We start from the raw sequence: 20,902 nt of genomic DNA on the forward strand, positions 1-20,902 counted from the left end.
AAGGAGGCTCGCCCGCCTAGTGCAGGCAGTTGCCGGGGACCATCGGGCAATGGCTGACCGGCACCGAGGCCGGATGACACCGGACCTGCAGCCAGCCGGCCAGCACCTCGGCCAGGGCTTCGCGCAAAGGCTCGGCCATTGCCTCCGGCGCGGCAGCGGCGGCTTCCAGGTGCATTTGCAAGGCAGCCGTCTTGTTGGCTGTTGCGCCGCGCAGGGCCGACGACGAAAGCAGGTTGAGAATTGCCGCCAGACGGAGATCGAGGGGCATTTCAGGCAAATCGCAAGGGATTGCGTCAGACATTTTCAGAATCCCCGGAAAAGCCACAGCGGCCAGCCACCACTCAGAAACAGCAACATCGCAACACTCCTGGCAGAGGAAAGCCCGGGCAGAAAAAACCAGCCGGCGCTTTCACTTCAATGATTGAAGAAGCTATCTGGCTGGCTGGCGGCAGGTGCTGGCTGGCTAGTTGTTGAGAAACATTCTCATATAAATAAAATACAAGGTCAATAGATGCGAACCATTCTCAACAATTTTTTACACCTTGCGCTGACCACCAGATGCCGGTCTTTTTGATCCAGGTTCAATGTCAGGCTGTTAGCCGCCTCCTATAATCCGCCGCATGATCGAACTCAAGAACGTAGCCAAGACTTTCCGCCGTGCCCAAGTGCTCGATGGAATCTCTCTCAACATCGGCCTCGGCGAACGCATCGCACTGATCGGCTCGAACGGTGCCGGCAAGACCACCCTGATTCGTTGCCTGCTCGGTGAATACACCCATGACGGCGAGGTCCGCATCGACGGACTCAACCCCCGCGACCACCGCACCACCGTTCTCGGCAAGATCGGCTTCGTGCCGCAGCTACCGCCGCCGCTTAAAATGCCCGTCGGCCAGCTGATCGATTTTTCCGCCTCACTGTGCGGTACCGATCCGGCGCGCATCCACGCCATCGGCCAGCGCCTCGGTCTCGATCTCGACGCCATCCTGACCCGCCAGTTCGTGCGCCTCTCCGGTGGCATGAAGCAGAAACTACTGATCGCCATCGCGCTCGGGCGCGACGCCAAAGTGCTGGTGATGGACGAACCGGCCGCCAACCTCGACCCGGAAGCGCGCAAGATTTTCTTCGATCTGCTCGCCGAACGCCTCGAAGACACCACCATGCTGATCTCCAGCCACCGTCTCGACGAAGTATCGGCACTGGTCAATCGCGTGATCGAAATGGACATGGGCAAGGTCGTGCTCGACGACAAGGTCGCCGACGATGTCTCGCTGACCGGCCGCCTGACCTGCCGGATCGAGCTCAAGCGCTTCGAACCGGCCTTCGCCAAGGCCCTTGATGGCTGGAATTTCAGCACCGACGAAGCGCAGTTGCGCTGGCAGGGCGAAATCGCCGGCCCCGACCGCCTGCGCTTCCTCGGCATTGTCTCGCGCTACACCGCGCTGGTCAGCGACCTGTCGCTGAGCGAAGCCGCCGGCAATCAGGCCTGAGGTCGGCGCCATGTGCCAGCATCACCGCCGTGAGCTTCGCCGCAACGCACTGCGCCAACTCGGCAGCCTCGGGCTTGCGCCGTTTCTGCTGTCGCCGCTGGCGTTGGCCCTTACCGGCTGCAACAAGGAAGCAGACCTGGCCGAAGGCATGGCGCCGATCAAATTTGACCGCGACACCTGCACCCGTTGCAGCATGGTGATCTCCGACCGGCGCTTTGCCGGCCAGATTCGCGGCGGCCCGAAAGACACGGTGTTCAAATTCGACGACGTTGGCTGCTTGATCTTCTGGCTGCGCGACAAGGCCGAGGCTTATCCCTGGCTGGCCGATGCGAGCACCCGGATGTGGATTGCCGACCTGAGCAGCAAACCCGGCGCTACGATCTGGCACGACCCGCGCTTGGCGCATTATTTGAACAAACTGTCGCCAATGGGCTACAACTACGCTGCCGTTGCCGCACCGCAGGCCGGCAGCCTCGACTTTGCCGGCATGCGCGACCGCGTGCTGGCAAAAGGTAAATAAAAGGAAAACAACAATGAAGCAATTGTGGCTGACCGCCCGGCTCGACATCGTCGAATCGCTGCGCGCCCGCTGGTTCCAGATCTACACTCTGGTTTTCGGCGGCATCGTCGCGCTGCTCTTCCTGTTCGGCCTGACCGAATCGCGGGTACTTGGCTTCATCGGCCTGTCGCGGCTACTGGTCACCTACATCCAGCTGACCATGGCGATCCTGCCGATCTTTGTCCTGATCACCACCGTCCGCTCGGTCGCTGGCGACCGCGAGGCGGGTGTCTTCGAATATCTGCTCTCGCTGCCAGTCGGCCTTGGCGCCTGGTTCTGGGGCAAGATTCTCGGCCGCTACATCGTCGTCTTCGCCCCGGTGTTCGCGGCAATGCTCTGCGCGGTAATCTGGGCTACGATCAGCGGCATTGAAGTCCCATGGGACATGTTCGGCTACTACACTGCACTGCTGGCGGTCATGGCTGCCTGCTTCCTCGGCATCGGCATGCTGATTTCGGCGGTCGCACGCAGCACCGACATGGCCCAAGGTGCAGCGTTCATGGTCTGGCTGGTATTACTACTGTTCCTCGACCTGATCCTGCTCGGGGTGATGATCCAGGGTAAAGTCTCGCCGGAGCTGGCGATCACGCTGGCGCTGGCCAACCCGCTGCAGGTCTTCCGCACCGCTGCGCTGGCCCTGTTCGACCCGCAACTGATCGTGCTCGGACCCTCCGCCTACGTCATCCTCGATCTGTTTGGCAGCTTCGGCTACAAGGTCTTTGCCTTGGTCTACCCGGCCCTGCTCGGTATACTCAGCGCCACTGCCGGCTACCTCATTTTCCGGCGCGGTGACCTGCCTTGAAAAAATTCCTCCTCGCCTGCCTTTTTCTGCTTTTTGGCCTGTCGACCGTAGTTAGTGCCGACGAGCAACCCTCGGCGGCCCCTCTCTTTGCCGCCACTCTGGCCGACCTCGACGACAAGCCAGTGGCACTGGAGCGTTACAAGGGCAGGCCGCTGGTGGTCAATTTCTGGGCTCGCTGGTGCGGCCCCTGCCGCGCCGAAATTCCGGAACTGATCAAGTTTCGCCAGGCGCACAAAGGCAAGGTCGAGGTGCTTGGCATCGGGATCGAGGACAAAGCCGAACCGGCGAAAGAGTTCGCCAAGGCTTACGACATGGACTACCCGGTCTTCGTCGCCAAGGATCAGGGTATCCCGCTGATGAAGGAACTCGGTAACAGCAAGGCCGGCCTGCCTTACACGCTATTCATCGACCGCCACGGCCAGGTCGTTCAGCGCAAGATGGGAACGGTCAGGAAAGCCGATCTCGATGCCATCGAAGGCGCCCTGCTGAAAAAATGATGCCCCCCGCCGGGTCCGAGGCCAGGTGCAATCCCCCGACCAAGCGGCGGCTGTCAAATCGAGCAGCCCGCACTGCCGATACCGAGAACGGCAGCACGCCCCGGTTAGTCCAATTGGACCAACAACCGGCGATTTAACCAAAGTCATATCCCGGCTCAATTCAATGAGCTAAAAAGGCTCCCGCATCAAACCGGCTCATCTCTTTCCTGCGAGCCGGGAGCCCTCCTTGGCGCCAGACTGCCCCCCAGCCGGTAGCCAGGAGGAAAGGACGCCCCGTGAAAAACAAAGCCATTCAGCCCACCTCAATCGAACGCCCGATGCGGGAAGGAGACTTCATCGTTTCCAAAACCGACACCAAGGGCATCATCACCTATGGCAATCCGATCTTCATCGAGTTTTCCGGCTACACCGAAGCCGAACTGATCGGCAGCCAGCACAACATCATCCGCCATCCCGATATGCCGCGTTCCGCCTTCAAGCTGGCCTGGGATACGATCCAGTCCGGCCAGGAGTTTTTTGCCTACGTCAAGAACCTGGCCAAGGATGGCAGCTATTACTGGGTGTTTGCCCACATTACCCCCGACTTCGATCAGCAGGGGCGAATTGTCGGCTACACCTCGATCCGCCGCTGCCCCAAGCGGAGTGCGATCGAGACGCTGACTCCGGTCTACAAACTGATGCTCGATGCCGAAAAGGCGGCCGGCGCGCGCGATGCGATTGCTGCCGGAAGCGGAGTCTTGCACGCGCTGTTGCAACAGAAAAAGGTGAGCTATGGCGCGCTGGTTGCATCGCTTTGAACGCCGGCATGGACTGTTGCCGCTGTGCCTTGGCTGCGCTCTGGCGGCGTTCTACTCCCCCTGGGCAGCGCTGGCCGTGGCCTTGGCTGCCGTTCCCTTGCTTTTTTTACCGGCAGGCCCACCGGCCTGCGACGAACTCAACCGGCTGCTCCGGGAAATCGTTGCGGGCAAACTGGAGGCTCGGCTGCCGCATGCCTTTGCAGATCCTCTCTGCGACCGGATCCGAATCACACTGAATTCAGCACTCGACCAGACGGAAACCGCCTTCCGCGAAATCCTCGGCGCCAGCGAAGCCTCAGCCCGCAACCAGCACCATCGCCGCCTGCAGCTAAGCGGGTTGCACGGCAGCTTTCGCTCCGTACTCGAAGAGATGCAGACGGTACTCGACCGGGTAGCCGACGCCCAGGCCGCCGTTGCCCGGGAAGCCCTGCTATCACGGATTTTCCTCCGCTCGGAAAAAGGTCTTTCCTGCGCCATCGCGCAAATCGGTGCAGCCTTGCACACCTTGAACCGGGAGGCTGGTGCAGTCGGCGAAATGGCAGCAGCCTTCGCCCAAACCACCAGCCAGCTTGCCTCCGACTCGGGCCGCATGGCCTCTGGGCTCGGGACTGCACGCAACTCGGCGGAAGCCGGCGTTGGCGCACTCGCAACGCTCAGCCAGGCAGCCTCGGGAATCGCCCGTCTGGCCAGCCAAGTCGATGGGATTGCCAAGCAGACCAACCTGCTGGCGCTCAATGCCGCAATTGAAGCCGCTCGCGCCGGCGAAGCCGGCAAAGGCTTTGCCGTAGTCGCCGACGAAGTACGCAAGCTGGCAGACGAGTCACAGCACGCCGCCGAGGCAATTGCACAAGCGATTGCCACAATGACCCGGACGGTGAGCGATGCCGGCACCCGGATCAGTGAGTTGAGTGCTGCGGTAGCTGCCGCGCGCGCAACCGCCGGAGTATTTGGCGAGCGCCTGGGGGCCTCGGCTACCTCGGCGGAGGAGGTGCACTTGCTGGCCAGGCAGATCGCTGCAGAAGCCGGCCAAATGGAAACTGCGATGAGCCAAGTCTCCGCCTCGCAAAAGGCCCGCAACGACGTCAACGCAATCCTGCATGGCGAAGTCATCGAAATTCACAGCCTGTCCGACATGGAACAACAAGCCTGCTCGCTGGCCAGTAGCGGACGCTGGATACAGGGAAGCGAAGACAGGGAAATGCTGATCCAGGTTTACGACCGGGTTTTTGCCAACATCGAGGCACAACTGAAATAAGCCGCGCCGGGTAGACCACACCAATGGACTAACACCAAAGGCCTAGTTCCGATGATTGGCTTCAACCCTTGCAACGTTTAGAATCGACAAAAGTGCGCAAAAGTTGCACCAATATCCAAATAATTCGGGGGAGCCGATTTGAAACGCAAGGACATTGTTCCTACCCAGACCGAACGTCTGATGCGGGAAGGAGATTTCATCGTCTCCAAGACCGATACCAAGGGCATCATCACCTATGGCAATCCGATCTTCATCGAATTCTCGGGGTACACCGAAGAAGAGTTGATCGGCAGCCAGCACAACATCATCCGCCATCCCGACATGCCGCGTTCCGCGTTCAAACTGGCTTGGGACACGATTCAGTCGGGCAAGGAGTTTTTTGCCTACGTCAAGAACATGTCCAAGGATGGCAGCTACTACTGGGTTTTTACGCACATCACGCCAGACTTCGACCAAAGCGGCCGTATCGTCGGCTACACCTCGGTACGCCGATGCCCGAAGCGCAGCGCCATCGAGGCACTGACCCCGGTTTACAAGCTGATGCTCGACGCCGAAAGAGCGGCTGGAGCGCGCGATGCGATTGCCGCCGGTACCCAGGTGCTGGTCGACATCCTGACGCAAAAAGGAATGAGTTATGAAGAGTTGGTCTTTGCGCTTTGACCACCGCTGGGGGATTCTGATCCTGCTGCTGGCTGGCGCTGTCGGAGCGTTCTGGACTCCGTGGGCAGCGGCCGCCGGCGCGGCTCTGGCAGCTGTGCTGCTGCTGTTCCCACAAACCGGGAGCAGTAGCCAGACCCGGGAAGTGCATGCGCTGCTCAAGGAAGTGGTGGAAGGCAAGCTCGAACACCGATTGCCACGCGCTTTTTCCGACCCGACCCTCGATGCCATCCGGATCAACCTGAATTCGGCGCTGGATCAGACTGAAACCGCTTTCCGCGAAATTCTCGGCGCCACCGAAGCCTCGGCGCGCAACCAGCACTACCGCCGCCTGCAAACCAGCGGCTTGCATGGCACCTTCCGCTCGGTACTGGAGCAGATGCAGAAAGTCCTCGACCGGGTCGCCGAAGGCCAGGAATCGGTTGCCCGGGAAGCCCTGCTGTCGCGCATCTTCCTGCGTTCGGAGCGGGGTCTTTCACGAGCCATTGATCATGTCAGCGGCACGCTGCAGGAGGTCAGCGGTCACGCGGACCAGGTCGGCAATCTGTCTGGAATTTTTGCCGAAGCAGCTCAATCAATGGCCATCGCTGCAGACAAGATGTCGCAAGCCCTGGGCACCGCAACCCACTCATCGGAAACTGGCGTCGCCGCCCTAGCCGCTCTGGGTAACGCCGCCGAAGGGATCAGCCGACTGACCGGACAAATCGACAGCATTGCCAAGCAGACCAACCTGCTGGCCCTAAATGCGGCGATTGAAGCCGCGCGTGCCGGCGAAGCCGGGCGGGGGTTTGCCGTGGTCGCCGATGAAGTCCGCAAACTGGCCGACCAGTCGCAGCGTGCAGCAGAGGAAATTGCCATCGCGATCAATACGATGACAACAACCATGAACGATGCGACTTCGCGGATTGGCGAGCTCAACCTCGCCGTTGGCGACGCCAAGCAGACCTCCGATCAATTCGGCCTGCAACTCGCCGACTCCGCCCGCTCGGCCGGCGAGGTTCGCTCACTGGCCACCAGCATCAGCGAAGGGGCTCTTGAGATGAATCATTCGATGGGCCTGGTTGCCTCTGCCCAGAAGGCCCGAGCCGACGTTAACGCCATCCTGCACGGCGCCGTGATCGAAATCAGCAATCTCTCGCAAATGGAACAGGAAGCCGTCGGCCTCGCCCAGAGCGGCCGCTGGACCAAGGGCAGCGAAGATCGCGAAGCCCTGATCCAAATCTACGACCAGGTCTTCGCCAACATCGAATCGCAAATGCGCTGAAACAAAAGCCCCTGAGCCCCCCCGGGGGCTTTTTGTCCGCTCAAGCGTGTCCGCACAGAACATAGGAGCCCTCGCAGGAAACACCAGCAGGGCATTGATGGTGATCGCTGCAAGCACAACTATCGGGTGTCCAGTTCTGCAAATGCGGTAGAAACTCCTGCTCGCTGAGCGGCCGCCCAAACTTATAGCCCTGCCCGATCTGATAACCCAGGCCACGAACCTTGATACATTCAGCACAGGTTTCGATCCCCTCGGCAACGACCTGCTTACCCAACCCCTCGGCAAGATGGATCACTGCTTTGGCAATCACCCCGTTAGTCGGACTGGCGTCGACCTCACGTACAAAGCGCTGATCGAGCTTCAAGGTATCGAAGGGCAAGCGACTCAGCGAACCGATGCTCGAATAACCGGTGCCAAAATCATCGAGCGCCACCGATACACCCAAACTGGCGATGGCCCCCAAGGTTCGGGCAACATCGACCTCATCACGAATGAACAAGGATTCGGTGACCTCGATTTGCAGTCGCTCCGCCGGTGCACCATGAGTAGTCAAGGCGGAACTAACCTCCTCAACCAAATTGGAGCGGGCAAACTGCAATGGGGAAACGTTAATCGCCAGATGAAAATCTTGTGGCAAGCAACCGGCCCAGCGCACCAAGGCTGAGCAAGCCTGATCGAGCACCCAATGGCCAATTTTGGCAATCAAATCGCTCTTTTCCGCTACAGGAATAAAGGCCCCCGGGGAAATCAGACCGCCGTGCGGATCTTGCCAGCGAACTAAAGCTTCCGCTCCAACGATCCGGCGACTGCCTAGATTTAGCTTGGGCTGAAAATAGAGTCGCAACTGGCCAAGCCGGATAGCGGCATCAAGCCTTGCTTCCATTTCGAGCTCCTCGACGGCAACCGCTGCCATGTTCGGAGAATAGAAACGAAAGAGATTGCCACCGGCCTGTTTCGCAGCATGCATTGCCCGCTCGGCATAAATCAGCAAGTCGTCAAACTGGCACGCAGGCAATGGATACGTGCCGACGCCAATACTTGCGGTCAGTTTCAACGCATGACCAGCCACCTGTATTGGCTGATCCAGTGCAGCCAATATCTTGCGTGCAACTAGTGCGGCATCATCGCGCTCAGCCATATCCGCAACGATTGCAACAAAGCGATCACCTCCCAAGTGCGCCAGAGTATCGTCTTTACGCATGGTGCGAACCAGACGCTGACCAACCTCGGTCAGAATCAGATCGCCAACATCGTGGCCCAAGCTGTCGTTGGTCAGGTAAAAACGATCCAAGTCGATATACAGCAGTGCCAGCGGATGACGATTACGTTCTGAACGCCTCAATGCGCGCTCCCCGAGCTCATTCAGGAACATCCGATTCGGCAAACCGGTCAGCGGATCGTGCAACGCCAGCTTCTGCAATTGTTCCTGCTGTCGCACCTGCTCCGATTCAACCGCAAAAACCCCGAGATAATTCGCCACCTCGCCATGCTCATCGCGCAGCACCCTTAAATCAAGCCATTCGAGATAGATCGAACCATCTTTGCGACGATTCCACAACAACCCACTCCAGGCATCACGCTTCTGCAACATCTGCCACATTTCACGGTAAAAAGACTCGGGATGCCGCCCCGAGGCCAGCAGGCGCGGCGTCTGCCCGAGAACTTCATTAGAAGCATAGCCGGTCAATGCCGAAAACGCAGGATTAACGTAGACGATACGCTGCTCAGCATCTGTCAGCATCAATCCACGGTCAATCCCCTCGATAATCCGCTGCGCTGAGAGCAAATCGAGAGCAGGAATAGTCCCTTGTTCTCGCGGTTGTTCGCTGGCCGCAGCTGAATCCCCCAAAGGAGCCAATGGTAGCGGAATCATCACCGCGCTGACGTCATCATGGGCTAACTCGCGATGCTGTTCTATCAACGAACACATCTCGGCAAAACCACCTTCACAGCCAACAAGCGTCATCTTCTCGCGGATTCGTTCGGCCAGAGAAGTGTCCTGCCCATACTCGGCCAAGCCGTCTGAATACAACAACAGCGCCGCTTGTTCGTCGCGTCCGAGCCGGTAGTATTCGCTTTCCGGGGGAGTCGACTGGGAGATGCCGAAAGGCAGATCACGCGAAACGAAGCGGTGCAAGGCTCGCCCCCGGCGATCCTGCAACCAGGCGTCGGGCATGCCGGCATTGACCACCTCGATTTCGCGACCGCGAATCCGCAGCAACATGCCGCAAACAAAATACTGCTCGATCTTCTGGCGCAGCAAAAACCGGTTGATCCGCTCGTAGATGGCCGCCAGCGACATGCCGAGCATCGCCGCCTCGCGAAACATCACCGGAATGTGCAGAGCAAAAATTGCCGGCGCCAGCCCATGCCCGGTCGCATCGGCCAGGAAGCCGAACCAACCGTGCTCCGGATGCTCGGCTGTACAGAAGAAATCAGCGCTGACCTTACTGGCCGGCAAGGACCAGTACAAAGCCTTTTCTTGCCCTGGATGCATACCGGCACTGCGAAGACTATGGATCAGCTCCACCGCTTGGGCATATTCGCTACTGATTGAATCCAGCTCGCGACGTGCCACTGCGCTTTTTTCCCGTCGATTTGAAACCTTGTCTTTTTTCATGGCGATCTCCTTGGATGCAATATGAATCTAGGTGATTGCCAACCGGTTTCACAATAGAGAAAAAAGACCACTCATATGAAGTGGTTTATTTTAAAAAATCGGAGGCGAGCAGAGAAGCTCAACGCAACTTGCGGCAAAACTCCGCCGCAGCCTCATCGAAAACCTCGCCTTGCTCCGGCGTCAGCAGCGGACGCAGTTTGCTGCAAAAATGGTTGAACGCCGCCCGTACCCGCACATCGTCCTCTCGCACCCGCCCCCCTCCTTCGCCCGCCGTTGGCGAGGCCTCGACATCAAGCGGCTTGAGATCGGCATAACGCGGAATCATCCGCTGCCCGCCCTGCTCGGCCGATGCCGTCAATGGCCCGGTCTTGACGTAAACCTGCCCCTCGTACTCGAAGCGGGCGCCAATCGCCAAATGCTGCAACCTCATGGGAAAACTCGCGCAAAAACTTAAAGGCGGAATTGTAGTGCGAAGCAAGCAACTTGCTTTTCCGGATGCTTGACCATGAACCTCAAGCAAAGAGCCACGGTCGACAGACGGATACTGAGCCCCCCCTATCTCACCCCGGGGCAAGCCAAGGTAAAATCCTGCCTTTGCCCGAATTTCGATTCCCATGAGCGTACCTCTCTGCCGTGCTTACGGCATCAAAAACTGCGACACGATGAAGAAGGCGCTGGCCTGGCTGGCTGAACACGGTGTGGCGCATGAGTTTGTCGATTACAAGAAGGCCGGCGTGGTCGAAGCGCATCTGGCGGACTGGATGACACGGGCGGGGTGGGAAACCCTGCTCAACAAGCGCGGGTTGATGTGGAAGAAATTGAGCGAGGCCGAGCGTGCCGATGTGGACGCGGCCAAGGCGGCGCAGCTGATGATCCAATATCCGGCGCTGATCAAACGGCCGGTACTGGATACCGGCAGCCAGTTGCTGGTCGGTTTTGCGCCTGAGGTCTATGCGGAGAAGTTGAAATGAGCGAGAGCACGGTTCGCCGTTTTTTGTTTGAGCATCTCGATATTCGGGGTGCCGTGGTGCATCTTGGCGATACTTGGCAGCAGATGCAGGAAGGTCGTAACTATCAGCCGACCGTGGCTCAACTGCTCGGTGAACTCGCGGCAGTGACGGCCCTGATTGCGGCGCAGCTGAAGCAGCCGGGGCGGCTGACCTTCCAATTGCGCGGCGGCGGCCCGATCCAGATGCTGGTGATGGACTGCGACGAACAGCTGCGCATGCGCGGCATGGCGCGCAGCAACCCGGTCGTGTTGCCAGCAGCCGCCTCCGAGCTGCTCGGCGCGCACCAGGGTGGCCAGTTGATGCTGACGCTCGATCTGCCGACCGCCCGCCAGCCCTACCAGAGCTTTGTACCTCTGGTTGGCGACAGCATGGCAACGATTTTCGAACATTACCTGGAGCAATCCGAGCAGCAGCCATCGCGGCTGTTCCTGACGGCGAATTCGCAGTCCGCTGTGTGCCTGTTCCTGCAGAAGATGCCGGAAGCCGACCAGCGCGACCCGGATGGCTGGCACCGCATCACCCAGCTGGCCAGCACGGTCAAGACCCAGGAACTGCTTGAGCTGGATGCCGAAGCGCTGCTCTCCCGACTGTTCCACGAAGAAGTCAGCGGCGAGGGGATTCGCGTGTACGATGCACGCCCGGCCGTGTATTACTGTCCGGAAAACCGGGCCAAGGTGGCCGACATGATCCGCGGCCTGGGCCGTGCGGACGCCGAAACCCTGCTTGCTGAACATGGTGAGATCGTGATCGCCGACGAAATCTGCAATCGTGAGTACCGCTTCAGTGCCGAAGAAGTTGCCGCACTGTTTGCCGAAAGCGAAGGCCACAAGCTGAACTGAATCCCCGGCCAATGACTGAACAGTCCCCCATTGTCGTCGCCCGCTGCAACGAACTGATCTACCGCAACCAGTGGCTGGGGCAGATCGTTTCGATCGTCAATGCACTGCTTTTGAGCGTCATCGCCTGGCTTGTCGCACCCGCCGGGCTGGCGCCAGTCCATCTGCTCGGCTGGTTGCTGCTGGCCATCGCGACGGCCGGCCTGCGCCTGGGCATGGCCCGCCGCTTTCAGCAACTCGGCAGCGAGGTCCGGCAGGCCGATGCTACCGGCTGGCGCCGCCGTGCCCTGCTCGGTGCGCTGGCCAGTGGCTGCGTCTGGGCGGCAGGCGGCTTGCAGATGATGCTGGCTGGCGACACCGTACTGCAGATTTTTGTCGCTTTCGTGCTCGCGGGGATGGTCGCCGGTGCAGTGCCGGTGCTTGCCGCCGACCGCATCGTCTTTCGCTGCTATGCCTGGCCGGTAGTAGGCGCCGCGATCATCGGCGGAATTGGCGGCGAACCGCTGCAAATCGCCTATACGGCGATGGCGGCAGTATTCCTGCTGACCGCCACCCGGAGTGCCGACAATTTCCATGCCGTGCTGCACGACAGCATCCGTCTCGAACAGGAAAAAGCCGCGCTGGTCGATGGACTCGAAGCCGCACGAATCGAGGCTGAATCCTCGAACCGGACCAAAACCGAATTCCTGGCCAACATCAGTCACGAGTTGCGTACCCCGATGAATGGCATCCTCGGGATGACCGAACTGCTGGCGCTGGAAGAACTGCCGCCCGAACAGCATGAAATGCTGGAGCACCTGCACGAAGCGGCTAGGCTGATGAACCGGCATGTCGACGCCCTGATCCTTCTCTCCAACCTGGAGGCCGGCCAGATCCAGCCTCGGTCGGCCCCCTTTGCCCTTGCTGAACTGGCGGAGGCAATTCTGGCCGGGCGACGGCTGCAGGCTACTGTCCGCCAGCTGCGGCTGATTGAAGAAATTGACCCAGCCTTGCCCGAGTTTCTTGAGTGCGATGCCGAGCAGCTGCGATCAGCCTTGCAACACCTGCTCGACAACGCGATCAAATTTACCGATCACGGTGAAATCCGCGTTGCCATCCGTCTGCTCAGCCGGTCAACAGAGCAGGCCGTGGTTGAATTCAGCGTTGCCGATAACGGTCCCGGAATTGCCGCGCCGATCCTCCAGGCCTTGCGCAAAGGCCTGATGCTGCAGGCTGATGGCTCCTCGATAAGGCGCCATGGCGGCATCGGACTCGGCCTGCCTCTGGCCCGCAAGCTGATCCGTCTGCTCGGTGGCGAATTGCAGATCGACAGTGAGCCAGGGGTTGGCAGCCGCTTTCACTTCAGCCTTGCGCTGCCGCTCGGACAGGCTCCGGAACAAGCCTGACCGCACCACCGCCGCTTACCGCGGGTACTGGAACTCGACTCGCCGCAACTTGCTGCGGCAGGTCTCCTGGCGGCAGCCGGCAGGGGCCTTTTCGCTACCCACCGGGTAACGACGCAGCTGATTGCGACCAACCCCCAGGCTGCGCAAGGCATCGAATACCGCATCCACCCGCTGCTGCGCAATCGCCAGGTTATAGGCTGGACTACCGAGATCATCGGTATGGCCGACCAGAGTCACGCAGAGTTTTGGATCGGCCTTGAGGCGGGCTGCATGGGCGGCCAGCTTGGGCTGTTCTTCGCTATCGATGCGCGCCTCGCCGAGGGCAAAAAAAACATCCTCGTCACTGATCCCCGGAGCCGGCAACTGGACACTGCTTGCCTGGCGCAAAGCCAGCGGTCGCCCGCCATCGGCCGGCGCAACGTCGTTGCGCCCCTGCCAACGCTCAATCAGCGGCTGCGGGCCACCGGCACAACCAGCGAGCAACAGCACGGCGACCAGCAGCAGTGGCGACAACAGGATCGGAGAGTCAGGTTTCATCGGTGTTCGGTGGAAGGCGGCAAAGCGGCCGGAAACGGGTCGGCAGCGGCGAACAGCTTGCCCGGATTCATCAGGCCCTGCGGATCAAAAGCCGCCTTGAGCCGGCGCATCAGCGCCAGTTCCAGCGACTCCTTGTAATGCTGCAATTCGCCGATTTTGAGCTGGCCGATGCCGTGCTCGGCGGAAATCGAGCCGGACAGCGCGTCGACCGTGTCATGGACGAGGCGATTGACCTGCGGCTGGGCGGCAAGGAAGGCGGCGTTGTCCTGGGCGTCGGCTTTCGACAGGTTGTAATGCAGGTTGCCGTCGCCGACATGGCCGAAGGCGACCACGCGGATGCCAGGAAAAGCTGCGGCCAATTCACCGTCGGCACGGCGCAAAAATTCGGGAATCGCCGAGACCGGTACCGCGATGTCGTGCTTGATGCTGACGCCTTCGATCTTCTGCGCTTCCGAGATGTTTTCGCGCAGCGCCCACAGCGCCTGCGCCTCGCGCTCCGACTGCGCCAGCACGCCGTCGGCGACCCGCCCGGCGGCGATCTGTGCCGCCAGCCAGTCTTCGACCGCTGCCGGCCCCGCGTCGGAAAACTCGGCGAGCACGTACCAGGGGCTGGCTGCCGTCGGCCGCCGGGTCTGCGGAATATGTTGCAAGACCAGCCCGAGCGCGACCTCGGAAATCAGCTCAAACGCGGTCAACTGCGCATTGAAGGCATTTTTCGCGGCCTGCAGCAGCGCCACGGCGGCGGCCGGATCGGCGACGTTGAGCCAGCAGGTGCTCTGCCGCTGCGGCAGCGGAAACAGTTTGAGCACGGCGGCGGTGATGATCCCGAGCGTGCCTTCGGCGCCGATGAAGCAGTGCTTCAGGTCGTAGCCGGTATTGTCCTTGCGCAGCCCGCGCAGGCCGTTCCACACCTCGCCGTCGGGCAGCACCACTTCCAGCCCCAGCGTCAGTTCGCGGGTATTGCCGTAGCGCAGCACCTGCACGCCGCCGGCGTTGGTCGACAGGTTGCCGCCGATCTGGCAGCTGCCTTCGGAGGCCAGCGCCAGCGGGAACAGGCGGCCGGCGGCGCGCGCAGCGGCCTGAACTTCGGCCAGGGTGCAGCCGGCGCCGACACAAATCGTGTCGTTTTCGGCGTCGACCGTGAAAATGCGCTTGAGCCGCGCCAATGAGATAACGACAGCGTCACCGCCGGTATCCGGGGTTGCCGCGCCGCACAGGCTGGTGTTGCCGCCCTGCGGCAGCATCGGGACGCCAGCCGCAGCGCAGGCCCGCACCACTGCCGCCACTTCGGCGGTATCGGCCGGGCGCACTACGCAGCGCGCCGCACCGCGATAACGCCCGCGCCAATCGGTGACGTAAGGTGCGACGTCGGCCGCCGCCGTCAGCACCTGCCCGGCACCAACGATGGCGACCAGCTCGGGGATCAGGTCAGACGACCTCGGCGTAGAGGTCATGGTGGTCGGCGTCGATGACCTTGACCTTGAGGAAGTCGCCCGGTTCGGCGTCGAAGTGGCCGTCGAGATAGACCAGGCCATCGATTTCCGGCGCGTCGGCCTTGGAACGGGCAATCGTGCCTTCCTCGTCGATTTCGTCGACCAGCACGTCGATCACGCTGTCGATCTTGGCCGCCAGCTTGTCGGCGGAAATATCTTCCTGCACCTGCATCAGCCAGCGGCGGCGGTCTTCGCGCACGCTCTCCGGCAGCAGCAGGCCGAGCTCGTTAGCCGCCGCGCCTTCGACCGGCGAATAGGCAAAGGCACCGACGCGGTCGAGCTTCGCGTCTTCAAGGAACTGGATCAGCTGGTCGAAATCCTCGTCGGTTTCGCCGGGGAAGCCGGTGATGAAGGTCGAGCGGATCACGATTTCCGGGCAGATTTCGCGCCACTTGGCGATCCGCTCCAGGGTGTTCTCCGCCGAGGCTGGACGCTTCATCGCCTTGAGAATCTTCGGGCTGGCGTGCTGGAAAGGCACGTCGAGGTAAGGCAGGATCTTGCCTTCGGCCATCAGCGGGATCACGTCGTCGACCGAGGGATAGGGATAGACGTAGTGCAAGCGGACCCAGATGCCGAACTGCGCCAGCGCGTCGCAGAGTTCGCGCAGTCGGGTCTTGACCGGCTTGCCGCCCCAGAAACCGGTGCGGTATTTGACATCGACGCCGTAGGCCGAGGTGTCCTGCGAGATGATCATGATTTCCTTGACCCCGGCGCGCGCCAGGTTCTCGGCTTCGGCCAGCACGTCGCCGACCGGACGCGAGACCAGCGGCCCGCGCAGGCTGGGGATGATGCAGAAGGTACAGCTGTGGTTGCAGCCTTCGGAAATCTTCAGGTAGGCGTAGTGATCCGGGGTCAGGCGCACGCCCTGCGGCGGCACCAGATCGGAATACGGGTCGTGCGGCTTGGGCAGGTGCTGGTGCACGATGCCCATCACCTCGTCGGCAGCATGCGGGCCGGTGACGGCCAGCACCGACGGGTGGGTGCTCTTGACAATGTCGCCCTTGGCGCCGAGGCAGCCGGTGACGATCACCTTGCCGTTCTCGGACAGCGCCTCGCCAATCGCGTCGAGCGACTCCTCGACGGCGGCGTCGATGAAGCCGCAGGTATTGACGATCACCAGATCGGAATCGTGGTAGCTCGACGACAGCTGATAGCCTTCGGCGCGCAGCTTGGTCAGGATCAATTCGGTATCGGTCGAGGCCTTCGGGCAGCCCAGACTGACGATACCAACGGTCTTTTCAGTACTCATAATCTTTACTCAATCTCTCAATCGTTCTGCGGGTCGGCCGGCATGCCAGCACTTTGCCAGCGGGCGGCAGCGGAATCGTCGCTGTCGCGGGCATCGACCCAGCGACCGCCGTCCGGAGTGTCTTCCTTCTTCCAGAACGGCGCGCGGGTTTTCAGGTAGTCCATGATGAATTCGCAGGCGGCAAAGGCTTCGCCGCGATGCGCGCTGCTCACCGCGACCAGCACGATCTGGTCGCACGGTTTGAGCGGCCCGACGCGATGGATCACCAAAGCGTCGTAAATGTTCCAGCGTTGTTTGGCCTCGGCGACGATGGCTTCCAGCGCCTTCTCGGTCATCCCCGGATAGTGTTCCAGGGTCATCGCCGAAACGCTGGCACCGTCGTTCAGGTCGCGCACCAGCCCGAGGAAGCTGGCGACGGCACCAATCCGCGCGTCGCCGGCGCGAAACACGGTCAACTCCGCACCGAGGTCAAAATCCGCCGTTTGTATCCGTACCGTCACGTTTGTCGTTCGCTGTTAAAAGTTGATGCTCGGCTCCGGGTCGCTCGCCGCCAATCACGGACAGCGAACCACCCCGCAGGATCAGGCCACTTCGCGCGCTTCGAGGAAGCGCAGGTTGGGGTATTTTTCCTGGACCATGTTCAGGTACACATTGTTCGGCGCCAGATAGACCGGATCGTCCGCGCCGTCGAGCGCGACGTTGGCGCTGTAGCGGTCGGACAATTGGCGCAATTCGCTCTGATCGCCGGTAATCCAGCGCGCCGTCGCGCAGTTGTAGTGCTCGAAGATCACCTGCACGCCGTATTCGTGCTCCAGACGGTGTGCGACCACGTCGAACTGCAGCGCGCCAACCGCGCCGAGAATCATGTCGGAACCGGAAATCGGCCGGAACAGCTGGGTCGCGCCCTCTTCCGCCAGCTGCTGCAAGCCCTTCTGCAGCTGCTTGATCTTGAGCGGGTTGGCGATCCGCGCCAGGCGGAACATTTCCGGCGCAAACGAGGGAATGCCGGTGAAGCGCAGTTCCTCGCCTTCGGTGAAGGTTTCGCCGAGACGGATGGTGCCGTGGTTGGGGATGCCAATGATGTCGCCGGACCAGGCTTCGTCAGCCGTCGAGCGGTCGCGCGCCATGAAGGTAATGGCATTGTTGATCGACAGGGTCTTGCCGGTGGCGACCTGCTTGACCTTCATACCCCGGTCGAAGCGGCCGGAGCAGACGCGCAGAAAGGCGATGCGGTCACGGTGCTTGGGGTCCATGTTGGCCTGGATCTTGAACACGAAGCCGGAGAACTTGCCTTCGTTCGGTGCCACTTCGCGGGACTCGCCCTTGACCACCGCCGGCCGCGCCTTGGGCGCCGGCGACAGTTCGACCACCGCGTCGAGCAGGCTCTGGACGCCGAAATTGTTCACCGCCGAGCCGAAGAAGACCGGCGTCTGCTTGCCCGAGAGATAAGCCTCGGCATCGAAGGGATGCGAGGCGCCGCGCACCAGTTCGATGTCGGTACGCAGTTCGTCGGCCTGGCTGCCGATCAGTTCGTCGAGACGCGGGTTGTCGAGGCCCTGGATGATTTCCGCCGTGCCCTTCTCGGCCTGCGGGTCGAAGAAGGCGATGGTGTCGTCGTAGAGGTGATAGACGCCACGGAAGCGCTTGCCCATGCCAATCGGCCAGGTGATCGGGGCGCACTGCATGCCGAGCACCGACTCGATTTCGTCGAGCAGGTCAATCGGCTCCTTGCCTTCGCGGTCGAGCTTGTTGATGAAGGTCAGGATCGGCGTGTCGCGCATGCGGCAGACGTTCAATAGTTTGATCGTCTGCGCTTCGACGCCGTTGACCGAGTCGATCACCATGGTCGCCGAGTCGACGGCAGTCAGGGTGCGGTAGGTGTCTTCCGAGAAATCCTCGTGGCCCGGCGTATCGAGCAGGTTGATCATGCACTCGCGGTAGGGAAACTGCATCACCGACGAGGTCACCGAGATGCCGCGCTGCTTTTCCAGCTCCATCCAGTCCGAGGTGGCATGGCGCGAGGCCTTGCGCGCACGGACTTCGCCGGCAACCTGGATGGCGCCGCCGAACCACAGCAGCTTTTCGGTCAGCGTGGTTTTACCCGCATCGGGGTGAGAAATGATCGCAAAAGTGCGGCGGCGGGAAATTTCGGTATCGAGGGCAGTCACGGCAAGTTCGGGCAGGAAGCGGGAAAAAACCCTGCATTATACCCCTGCCGGCAGCACCTCCTTGTAAAGTTCCCGACTGGCGCAAGCCAGCCAGGGCAGGGTCAGCGGCAACAAGGGCAACAGCAGTGCGCTGGTGATCAACAAGACGCCCAGCCAGGCGCCCCACAACAAGGACCAGGGCAGATTGCCAAAAACCAGACGAACGCTGGTCGCGACCGCCGCCACCAGACCGCAGCGGCGCTCGCAGAGGAGCGGCACGGCAAAGGCCGAAACGGCAAAGAGCAAGAGCGCGACGACCAAACCGGAAACCGCCGACCACAGCACAAAGCGCTCGACTCCGGCCGCCCCCCAGCTCAGCACCGGCTCGCCACCGACCATGTAGGCGTAGAGGATCGCCGCGTCGGTGACAAAGATCATGAACAGCAAGGCGCAAACCAGCGACAAAACCCATAGCGCGGGCGCTGCCGCGCGAAAACCGGCGAGTACCGCCCCCGCATCGGCCCGGCCGTCGCGCTCCCAGGCGGCGGCCATGCCAAAGAAACCGGCCAGGATTACCGGCCCGATCAGCATGAAAGCACCGGCCGCCGCCAGCATGAAGGGCAGCCAGCCCTGCCACAGCAGCAGACCGCCGATCAACGCGCCGCCCGCGACAAAGCACAGCGAATACAGAATGCCGACGCTGCGCGTCGCCGAGGCGACGACCCAGCCGCGCTGCAGGGCCTGGCGCAAACTCGCAGCATTAAAAGGGCGAAGCATCATCGAGGCGCTCTCCGGAAAAATCCCCCTGCAGTCGCAAGGGCAAAGGCGCAGCCTAGCGCCAGCCGCCGTCAGGCGACTGCGATGCAGATCAATTTCCGGCGTTTTCGTCGCTGGTGGCGAGCAGCCGGGCGCACTCGTCCATGATCGCCTCGCCGATCTCGGAGTGATAGTTTCTATCCAGCGATTCCATCATTTCATGAGCGGTAAACAAGCCGGCCTCGCGCGACACGCTGCCGGCAACCTGACGCGCCAACATATCGGCCAGCTCGGCCAGTTGCTTGCGCTCGGCCTGCGCCAGGCTGCGCTGCGAGCGAGCCAGCCATTCGGCACAGAGGCTGGCGCCCTGATTCACGGTCAACCACTGTCCATGTTCATAAAAGGCAGTCAAGGCCTCGGCAACCAGCGCATAAATCAGCGCCAGACGGGTGCCCTTGTCTTCAGCAGGCAGGTGTTCGGTTTTTTTCAGCAGCATGCGGCAGACCGGAAGAGAAAGCGCGGCAGTATAGCGGCTGCCGCCGACTGGCGCAGCCGGCGGATCCAGGCCTCAACCCGGCCGGCTGCCGGCCGCCTGCCGCACTGTCGTTCAGCGATGACTGGCAAAGACCCGGCTGCTGCCGTCAAGGTTCACCAGCAGAACGTCGTAGGCATCGCGCCGGCCACCATAAGCCGGGCCGTCCATCCCCGGCGCGCCGACCGGCATGCCCGGTGCGGCGATCCCGAGCGCCTTGGGTTTTTCGCGCAGCAGGCGGCGGATATCGGCGGCTGGCACATGGCCTTCGACCACGTAGTCGCCGACCTTGGCGGTATGGCAGGAGCCGTAACGCTCGGGCAGACCAAGGCGCTGGCGCGCTGCCTGGTTGCCCTGATTGAAGACGCGAACGGCAAAGCCCTCGCGTTCCAGATAAGTGATCCAGTCCTGGCAGCAACCGCAATTCGGGTCTTTCCAGACGTCGACCGTGATTTTTTCGCTCGTGGCCAGCGCCGGCATCACGCAGCCGGCAAGCAGGCCGCCCAACAGGCGGCGGCGAACAGGTGAGAACAAGGACATCGCATGACTCCCGACAAAATCCTGATCAAAAATTGGCGGCGGCCGGTGCATACTGCGCAGCCGGCCGCCGCCCCGGCTTATTTGGCGACAGTGCGCGCCTGCAGCGGCTTCTTGCCCGGCAACTGCACCTGCAGCAGCAGCTTGGCACCGGCGACGTAGGCGCCCTGCCCGCTCAGCCGGTTATCGCCTGCCGGTTTGAGCTCGACATCGCTTTTTTCGGCACCGGCCAGGATGCTCAGCTTGCCGCTGGCGCCGGCAGTCGCCACCGGTTTACCGTGATCGCTGACGTGGACCGTGATTTTCCCGTCCTTGCCGACGATTTCGAATTGCGCCTCGCCGGCCTCGGCAACGACGCCGCCAAATTGCGCCTGGCCGTGCTCGGCGTGGGCGTGAGCATCGCGCAGCGGCAGATTCAGGGCCAACAGCGCGGCAACTACGGTCAACAGGGTTTTTGCATGCATTTTCGGACTCCTTGAAAA

At 61.6% G+C, this 20,902-nt stretch carries 23 protein-coding genes; 11 read left to right on the plus strand and 12 right to left on the minus strand.

Translation table 11 applies throughout. The annotated features are described in order from the left end of the window. Positions 1–16 precede the first annotated feature (16 nt). Entirely contained in the window at positions 17–301 is a 285-nt protein-coding gene (locus VX159_RS09660) for a hypothetical protein (RefSeq protein ID WP_371322678.1), read from the minus strand. A 319-nt stretch (positions 302–620) separates the two neighbouring features. On the opposite strand from VX159_RS09660, the gene VX159_RS09665 reads away from it, so the two are divergent. From VX159_RS09665 to VX159_RS09700, 8 genes are all read left to right on the plus strand, one after another. Next, a complete protein-coding gene (locus VX159_RS09665) occupies positions 621–1,487 on the plus strand; it encodes an ABC transporter ATP-binding protein (RefSeq protein ID WP_371322679.1) in 867 nt (288 codons plus the stop codon). A 10-nt stretch (positions 1,488–1,497) separates the two neighbouring features. Beyond that, positions 1,498–2,007, plus strand: coding sequence for a hypothetical protein (locus VX159_RS09670; protein WP_371322680.1), 510 nt, complete (start codon positions 1,498–1,500; stop codon positions 2,005–2,007). A 13-nt stretch (positions 2,008–2,020) separates the two neighbouring features. Beyond that, positions 2,021–2,848 carry an ABC transporter permease gene (locus tag VX159_RS09675; RefSeq protein ID WP_371322681.1) on the plus strand — a complete coding sequence of 276 codons (828 nt, stop codon included), beginning with the start codon at positions 2,021–2,023 and terminating at the stop codon, positions 2,846–2,848. Continuing rightward, on the plus strand, positions 2,845–3,345 hold the full coding sequence (locus tag VX159_RS09680; protein ID WP_371322682.1) for a TlpA family protein disulfide reductase: 501 nt from the start codon (positions 2,845–2,847) through the stop codon (positions 3,343–3,345). Before VX159_RS09675 ends, VX159_RS09680 begins: the two co-directional genes overlap by 4 nt. 275 nt (positions 3,346–3,620) lie before the next feature. Further along, positions 3,621–4,142: a PAS domain-containing protein gene (locus VX159_RS09685; protein WP_371322683.1), complete on the plus strand. Its 522-nt coding sequence runs from the start codon at positions 3,621–3,623 to the stop codon at positions 4,140–4,142. Beyond that, positions 4,117–5,397: a methyl-accepting chemotaxis protein gene (locus VX159_RS09690; protein ID WP_371322684.1), complete on the plus strand. Its 1,281-nt coding sequence runs from the start codon at positions 4,117–4,119 to the stop codon at positions 5,395–5,397. Before VX159_RS09685 ends, VX159_RS09690 begins: the two co-directional genes overlap by 26 nt. A 138-nt stretch (positions 5,398–5,535) precedes the next feature. Continuing rightward, a complete protein-coding gene (locus tag VX159_RS09695) occupies positions 5,536–6,057 on the plus strand; it encodes a PAS domain-containing protein (RefSeq protein WP_371322685.1) in 522 nt (173 codons plus the stop codon). Further along, positions 6,032–7,318: a methyl-accepting chemotaxis protein gene (locus tag VX159_RS09700; protein ID WP_371322686.1), complete on the plus strand. Its 1,287-nt coding sequence runs from the start codon at positions 6,032–6,034 to the stop codon at positions 7,316–7,318. Before VX159_RS09695 ends, VX159_RS09700 begins: the two co-directional genes overlap by 26 nt. Positions 7,319–7,358: 40 nt before the next feature. Here the strand turns inward: VX159_RS09700 and VX159_RS09705 are convergent, their stop codons facing one another. Beyond that, positions 7,359–9,938 carry an EAL domain-containing protein gene (locus VX159_RS09705; protein ID WP_371322687.1) on the minus strand — a complete coding sequence of 860 codons (2,580 nt, stop codon included), beginning with the start codon at positions 9,936–9,938 and terminating at the stop codon, positions 7,359–7,361. 118 nt (positions 9,939–10,056) lie between these two features. After that, positions 10,057–10,368, minus strand: a complete 312-nt coding sequence (locus VX159_RS09710; protein WP_371322688.1) for a hypothetical protein — start codon at positions 10,366–10,368, stop codon at positions 10,057–10,059. 184 nt (positions 10,369–10,552) lie between these two features. Here VX159_RS09710 and VX159_RS09715 point away from each other — a divergent pair, with 184 nt between their 5' ends. From VX159_RS09715 to VX159_RS09725, 3 genes are read left to right on the plus strand one after another with little or no spacing between them, the layout of a single operon-like run. Next, positions 10,553–10,909: an arsenate reductase gene (locus VX159_RS09715; protein ID WP_371322689.1), complete on the plus strand. Its 357-nt coding sequence runs from the start codon at positions 10,553–10,555 to the stop codon at positions 10,907–10,909. Further along, on the plus strand, positions 10,906–11,787 hold the full coding sequence (locus tag VX159_RS09720) for an Hsp33 family molecular chaperone HslO (RefSeq protein WP_371322690.1): 882 nt from the start codon (positions 10,906–10,908) through the stop codon (positions 11,785–11,787). The genes VX159_RS09715 and VX159_RS09720 overlap by 4 nt, the downstream gene beginning before the upstream one ends. Before the next feature lie 11 nt (positions 11,788–11,798). Beyond that, complete coding sequence (locus tag VX159_RS09725) at positions 11,799–13,169, plus strand: sensor histidine kinase (RefSeq protein ID WP_371322691.1); 1,371 nt, start codon at positions 11,799–11,801, stop codon at positions 13,167–13,169. Between the two features lie 15 nt (positions 13,170–13,184). On the opposite strand, the gene VX159_RS09730 is transcribed toward VX159_RS09725, so the two are convergent. The 9 genes from VX159_RS09730 to VX159_RS09770 all read right to left on the minus strand — a co-directional run bounded on the left by VX159_RS09730 (position 13,185) and on the right by VX159_RS09770 (position 20,884). After that, complete coding sequence (locus VX159_RS09730) at positions 13,185–13,706, minus strand: OmpA family protein (protein WP_371322692.1); 522 nt, start codon at positions 13,704–13,706, stop codon at positions 13,185–13,187. Continuing rightward, the gene (locus VX159_RS09735) at positions 13,703–15,160 is read right to left on the minus strand and encodes an FAD-binding oxidoreductase (protein ID WP_371322693.1); all 1,458 of its coding nucleotides are present in this window, start codon (positions 15,158–15,160) and stop codon (positions 13,703–13,705) included. The genes VX159_RS09730 and VX159_RS09735 overlap by 4 nt, the downstream gene beginning before the upstream one ends. Beyond that, complete coding sequence (gene rimO, locus VX159_RS09740; RefSeq protein ID WP_371322694.1) at positions 15,135–16,448, minus strand: 30S ribosomal protein S12 methylthiotransferase RimO; 1,314 nt, start codon at positions 16,446–16,448, stop codon at positions 15,135–15,137. Before rimO ends, VX159_RS09735 begins: the two co-directional genes overlap by 26 nt. A 17-nt stretch (positions 16,449–16,465) precedes the next feature. After that, complete coding sequence (gene moaE, locus VX159_RS09745) at positions 16,466–16,948, minus strand: molybdopterin synthase catalytic subunit MoaE (protein WP_371322695.1); 483 nt, start codon at positions 16,946–16,948, stop codon at positions 16,466–16,468. 81 nt (positions 16,949–17,029) lie between these two features. Then, a complete protein-coding gene (locus VX159_RS09750) occupies positions 17,030–18,616 on the minus strand; it encodes a peptide chain release factor 3 (RefSeq protein ID WP_371322696.1) in 1,587 nt (528 codons plus the stop codon). 36 nt (positions 18,617–18,652) lie between these two features. Further along, on the minus strand, positions 18,653–19,375 hold the full coding sequence (locus tag VX159_RS09755) for a DUF2189 domain-containing protein (RefSeq protein WP_371322697.1): 723 nt from the start codon (positions 19,373–19,375) through the stop codon (positions 18,653–18,655). An 88-nt stretch (positions 19,376–19,463) separates the two neighbouring features. After that, positions 19,464–19,847, minus strand: a complete 384-nt coding sequence (locus VX159_RS09760; protein ID WP_371322698.1) for a hypothetical protein — start codon at positions 19,845–19,847, stop codon at positions 19,464–19,466. Positions 19,848–19,958: 111 nt separating this feature from the next. Beyond that, a complete protein-coding gene (locus VX159_RS09765; protein ID WP_371322699.1) occupies positions 19,959–20,423 on the minus strand; it encodes a DUF411 domain-containing protein in 465 nt (154 codons plus the stop codon). A gap of 77 nt (positions 20,424–20,500) precedes the next feature. Beyond that, a complete protein-coding gene (locus VX159_RS09770) occupies positions 20,501–20,884 on the minus strand; it encodes a hypothetical protein (protein ID WP_371322700.1) in 384 nt (127 codons plus the stop codon). Between the last annotated feature and the right edge of the window lie 18 nt (positions 20,885–20,902).

The sequence above is a fragment of the Dechloromonas sp. ZY10 genome (assembly GCF_041378895.1).
GTDB classification, from domain to species: domain Bacteria; phylum Pseudomonadota; class Gammaproteobacteria; order Burkholderiales; family Rhodocyclaceae; genus Azonexus; species Azonexus aquae.